The 423-nt window shown below is 66.7% G+C and carries 1 pseudogene; it reads left to right on the top strand.

Annotated elements, in window-relative coordinates:
• Window positions 1–423 (top strand): annotated as a pseudogene (locus HX786_RS31725) (sigma-54-dependent transcriptional regulator); the annotation flags it as partial.

The raw sequence follows: 423 nt of genomic DNA, 5'->3' as shown, positions 1-423 counted from the left end.
TGGCCGTCGAAGCCATGCGCGACGGCGCCTACGACTTCCTCGAAAAGCCCTTCAGCCCCGCAGCCCTGCTCAGCAGCCTGCGCCGGGCGCTGGGCAAGCGCGGGCTGGTGCTGGAAAACCGCCGGTTGCATCAGCAGGGCGGTCACCGGGCCCAACTGGAAGCGAGCCTGCTGTCCTGGACCTGGCCGGCTTGCCGGTCAATGTGTTGATTCGCGGCGAAACCGGCAGCGGCAAGGAGCTGGTCGCCCGTTGCCTGCATGATTTCGGCCCCCGGGCGAAGAAGCCGTTTGTGGCGCTGAACTGCGCGGCGATTCCCGAGCAGCTGTTTGAAGCCGAGCTGTTCGGCCATGAAAGTGGCGCGTTCACCGGCGCCCAGGGCAAGCGCATCGGCAAGCTGGAATACGCCAATGGCCGCACGCTGTT

The sequence above is a fragment of the Pseudomonas sp. 21615526 genome (genome assembly GCF_013386245.1).
In the GTDB taxonomy this organism is placed as follows: domain Bacteria; phylum Pseudomonadota; class Gammaproteobacteria; order Pseudomonadales; family Pseudomonadaceae; genus Aquipseudomonas.
Note: the sequence above shows the minus strand (reverse complement) of the source record. Positions and strands in the feature narration are given on the sequence as shown.